5 protein-coding genes and 1 pseudogene are annotated in these 4,777 nt (G+C 65.5%); all 6 read left to right on the forward strand.

Annotated features, from left to right (window positions below):
• A pseudogene (locus tag VMJ11_RS29030) lies at positions 1-483 on the forward strand (malate dehydrogenase); the annotation flags it as partial.
• A gap of 226 nt (positions 484-709) precedes the next feature.
• A complete protein-coding gene (locus VMJ11_RS29035; RefSeq protein WP_325624183.1) occupies positions 710-1,738 on the forward strand; it encodes an HpcH/HpaI aldolase/citrate lyase family protein in 1,029 nt (342 codons plus the stop codon).
• Positions 1,738-1,863: a hypothetical protein gene (locus VMJ11_RS29040; RefSeq protein WP_325624184.1), complete on the forward strand. Its 126-nt coding sequence runs from the start codon at positions 1,738-1,740 to the stop codon at positions 1,861-1,863. The genes VMJ11_RS29035 and VMJ11_RS29040 overlap by 1 nt, the downstream gene beginning before the upstream one ends.
• A 154-nt stretch (positions 1,864-2,017) precedes the next feature.
• Complete coding sequence (locus VMJ11_RS29045) at positions 2,018-2,548, forward strand: hypothetical protein (protein ID WP_325624186.1); 531 nt, start codon at positions 2,018-2,020, stop codon at positions 2,546-2,548.
• A 20-nt stretch (positions 2,549-2,568) separates the two neighbouring features.
• Positions 2,569-4,020, forward strand: a complete 1,452-nt coding sequence (locus VMJ11_RS29050; protein ID WP_325624188.1) for a bifunctional 2-methylcitrate dehydratase/aconitate hydratase — start codon at positions 2,569-2,571, stop codon at positions 4,018-4,020.
• Between the two features lie 76 nt (positions 4,021-4,096).
• Positions 4,097-4,777: aconitase family protein (locus VMJ11_RS29055; protein WP_325624189.1), on the forward strand; the 681-nt coding region annotated here is incomplete at its 3' end.

Here is a 4,777-nt window from a genome sequence, read left to right on the forward strand (position 1 = left end):
GCCGCCAAGTCGGGCAAGCCGGTCGCTTCGATCGAGAAGCTCGCCGTGTGGGGCAACCACTCGCCGACGATGTACCCCGACTACCGCTTCGCCACCGTCGACGGCCAGTCGCTCAACGCGCTGATCAACGACGACGAATGGAACCGCAACACCTTTATCCCGACCGTTGGGAAGCGCGGCGCGGCGATCATCGAAGCGCGCGGCCTCTCGTCGGCGGCATCGGCTGCCAACGCTGCGATCGACCACGTGCGTGACTGGGTCCTCGGCACGAACGGCAAGTGGGTCACGATGGGCATCCCGTCGGACGGCTCGTACGGCATCCCCGAAGACATCATCTACGGCGTGCCGGTGATCTGCGAAAACGGCGAATACAAGCGCGTGGAAGGCCTCGAAATCGACGCGTTCTCGCGCGAGAAGATGGACGGCACGCTCAACGAGCTGCTCGAAGAGCGCGACGGCGTGGCTCACCTGCTCGGCAAGTAAGCCAGCTGTACGAACGGAATGCGCGTCGCACGCCGTGCGGCGCCGTTTCGTTCCGGTATCATGCGCGCGGCCCCGTGAGCGGAGCCGCGCGACGCTGTACGCGGAACAATATCCGCGGAACGCCCTGCGCGGCCCGCCCGATCCGCATGCGCCTTGCCAGACGGCCTCGCTGGCAGGACGCATCCGAATCCGGTTTCTCCCCCAACATTCGACTCCGACGCCGAAGATGCGCGCCATTCCCCCCGCCGAAGTACTGTTCGACGGCGAAGCGCCGCCCGCCATCCTGCCCGCATGCGATCACTACGCGGGCAGCGAGAAGCTGATGCTGAAATCGCTCGCGCTGCAGCAGCAGCTCGGCCCGGTGTTCGACATCACGCTCGATTGCGAAGACGGCGCCCAGGTGGGCCGCGAGGCCGAGCATGCGGAGCTCGTGGCGTCGTTCATCGGCGGCGAGCACGACCGCTTCGGCCGCGTCGGCGTCCGCATTCACGACTTCCATCACCCGCATTGGCGCGACGACGTGCGCCTGATCCTGCGCGCCGCGAAACGCGCGCCGGCCTTCATCACGCTGCCGAAGATCCGCGCCGTGGGCGACGCCGCCGAGATGACGGCATTCATCGAGGCCACGCGCGTCGAGATGGGCATCGACAAACCCATTCCCGTCCAACTGCTCGTCGAAACGCATGGCGCGCTCGCGCGCGCGTTCGACCTAGCCGCACTGCGCGGCGTCGAGGCGCTGAGCTTCGGGCTCATGGACTTCGTCTCCGCCCACGACGGCGCGATTCCCGACAGCGCCATGCGCTCGCCGGGCCAGTTCGATCACCCGCTCGTGCGCCGCGCGAAGCTCGAAATCGCAGCGGCCTGCCACGCTTTTGGCCGCGTCCCCTCGCACAACGTGAGCACGGAAGTGCGCGACATGGACGTGGTGGCGAACGACGCGCGCCGCGCCCGCAATGAATTCGGCTACACACGCATGTGGAGCATTCACCCGGCGCAGATTCCCGTCATCGTGGCCGCGTTCGCGCCGCGCGACGAGGAGATCGCCACCGCCACGGAAATCCTGCTCGCCGCACAGCACGCGCAGTGGGGCCCGACGCGCCACGGCGACACGCTGCACGACCGCGCGAGCTACCGCTATTACTGGGCCGTGCTGCGCCGCGCTCGCTCGACGGGCCGCACCGTGCCGCTCGAAGCGGCGCCGCTCTTTGGCCCGGGCGCCGCGACGCCGGGCGAACTGGCGCAGGAGTCGCCTTGATGCGTGCCGCGAGCCTCCGCGCGGAAAACGTTTTCAGCATGTTCCGCCGCGCAGGCATCGCAGGTATCGCGCCGCGCGGCGCGGCGATGAAAAAGAAGGGTACTGCGGACGAACAAGCAGCGTGAGCAACACCGGGCCGGAGAAATTGAAGTTCATGGCGATAAATAGGTGAAAATAGCGTCCGCTGCGCGCTTTCGGGGCGCGCGTCGTGCAACCGGCGGCCGCATACTGCGGCCGCGCACTGATCAACCGATTTAGAGAGATAAAGGTCTGATTCCCATGAAGAAATTGCTGATCGCCGCTGTCATCGGCACGCTGTCCTCGACGATGATGCTGGCCGCGACCGACGCCGCCGCACAAGACACGACGTCGACCACCACTGCCAGGAAGCCGGCTCCGAAGCATCGCATCATCAAGCGCAAGGCCAACCCTGCCAAGGAAGCGAAGGTCGATCCGATCCCGGAAGGCTCGGAGCACTGGACCTGTGCCGAAGGCATGCAATTCGACCTGAAGGGCGACATGGCGCGTGACCAGATCGTCACCGTTCACTGGGCGAACAAGAATTACAACCTGCCGCGCCAGGTCACCACCACCGGCGCTGACCGCTTCCACGACGCCGCAACCGGCCTCGACCTCGTCGTGATCCCGACCAAGGCCATGCTGTTCTCGGACAAGGACAGCTCGCGTCTGGCCGACGAGTGCAAGACCGTTGCCATGCAGCAAGGCGCCATGGCGCCGACGCAGGCCAACGCTCTGAACCCGGCCAACCGTGCGCCGGCTCAAGGCGCTAGCGGCGCAGCGGGCCAGTAAGGCTCCGCCGGAGCGCCTCGATGTCCGCGCCGATCGCCAACGTCAGGCCGCAGCCGGATCAGGTACTCGTCGACATCGTCGACTACGTCCTGAGCTTCCGGGTCGATAGCGCGCTCGCGCTGTCGACGGCCCGGCATTGCCTGATCGACACGCTCGGCTGCGGGCTCGAGGCGCTCTCCTACCCCGCCTGCACCAAGCTGCTGGGACCGATCGTGCCGGGCACGGTCGTCCCGCATGGCGCGAAGGTGCCAGGCACCCAATTCCAGCTCGACCCGGTTCAGGCCGCGTTCAACATTGGCGCGATGATCCGCTGGCTCGACTTCAACGACACGTGGCTCGCCGCCGAGTGGGGCCATCCGTCGGACAACCTGGGCGGCATTCTCGCGACGGCCGACTGGCTCTCGCGCACGGCCATCGCTCAGGGCAAAACGCCGCTCACCATGAGGCACGTGCTCGAAGGCATGGTGAAGGCGCACGAGATCCAGGGCTGCATCGCGCTGGAAAACTCGTTCAACAAGGTCGGCCTCGACCACGTACTGCTCGTGAAGCTCGCCTCGACCGCCGTCGTCGGGCAGATGCTCGGGCTCACGCGTGAGGAGCTGATCAACGCCATTTCGCTCGCGATGGTCGACGGCCAGTCGCTGCGCACCTACCGCCACGCGCCCAACACCGGTTCGCGCAAGTCGTGGGCGGCAGGCGACGCCACCTCGCGCGCCGTGCGCCTCGCGCTCATGGCGAAGACCGGCGAGATGGGCTATCCCTCCGCGCTGACGGCGAAAACGTGGGGCTTCTACGACGTCTCGTTCAAGGGACAGCCGTTCAGATTCCAGCGCCCCTACGGCACGTACGTAATGGAAAACGTGCTGTTCAAGATTTCGTTCCCGGCTGAATTCCACGCGCAGACCGCCGCCGAAGCCGCGATCACGCTGCACCGCGTGCTCGCGCAAAAGGGCTTGACGGCCGGGGATATCAAGCGCATCACGATACGCACGCACGAAGCGGCGATGCGCATCATCGACAAGAGCGGCCCGCTCGCAAACCCGGCCGACCGCGACCACTGCATCCAGTACATGGTCGCCGTGCCGCTCATCTTCGGGCGGCTGACCGCCGCCGACTACGAAGACGAAGTCGCGCGCGACCCGCGCATCGACGCGCTGCGCGCGAAAACGGCGTGCGTGGAAGACGCGCAGTTCACGCACGATTATCACGACCCCGACAAGCGCTCGATCGCAAACGCGCTCACCGTCGAGCTGAACGACGGCACGACACTGCCGGAAGTCGTGGTGGAATACCCGATCGGCCACAAGCGGCGCCGCGAAGAAGGCATCCCGCTGCTGATCGAGAAGTTTCGAAGCAACCTCGCGCGCCGCTTCCCCGCGAAGCAGCAGCAGGCGATAGTCGATGTCTCGCTCGATGCGGCACGATTCGAAGCCATGCCGGTCAACGAGTACGTCGACTTGTACGTGATTTGAGCAAGCAGGCAACGATCAGTAAGAGCAGCAAACGTGCAGTAAGCGTTATTTCCGCGATTAAACGAAGGAAAACACCATGGCCCACAACCTCCATAAAACGCTAAAGGAATTCGACAGCGGTTCCGGCAAAGGCAAGTTCTACTCGCTGCCGCAACTCGGCAAGCAGCTCGGCGTGAAGATCAATCGCCTGCCGGTCTCGATCCGTATCGTGCTCGAGTCCGTGCTGCGTAACTACGACGGCAAGAAGATCGCGGAAGAGCACATCGAGCAACTCGCGAACTGGAAGCCCACGGCCCCCCGCGTCGACGAAATCCCGTTCGTCGTTTCGCGCGTCGTGCTGCAGGACTTCACGGGCGTGCCGCTGCTCGCCGACATCGCCGCCATGCGCGGCGTCGCCAAGCACGTCGGCCGTGACCCGAAGGTCATCGAGCCGCTCGTGCCGGTGGATCTCGTCGTCGACCACTCGGTCCAGATCGACTACTTCCGCCAGAAGGACGCGCTCGACCTGAACATGAAGCTGGAATTCCAGCGCAACAACGAGCGCTACCAGTTCATGAAATGGGGCATGCAGGCGTTCGACACGTTCAAGGTCGTGCCGCCGGGCATCGGCATCGTTCACCAGGTCAACCTCGAATACCTCGCACGCGGCGTGCACAAGAAGGCCGAAGGCGGCGACACCGTCTACTACCCGGACACGCTCGTCGGCACGGACAGCCACACCACGATGATCAACGGCATCGGCGTGGTGGGCTGGGGC

Source organism: Paraburkholderia sp. (assembly GCF_035501035.1).
Classification (GTDB): domain Bacteria; phylum Pseudomonadota; class Gammaproteobacteria; order Burkholderiales; family Burkholderiaceae; genus Paraburkholderia.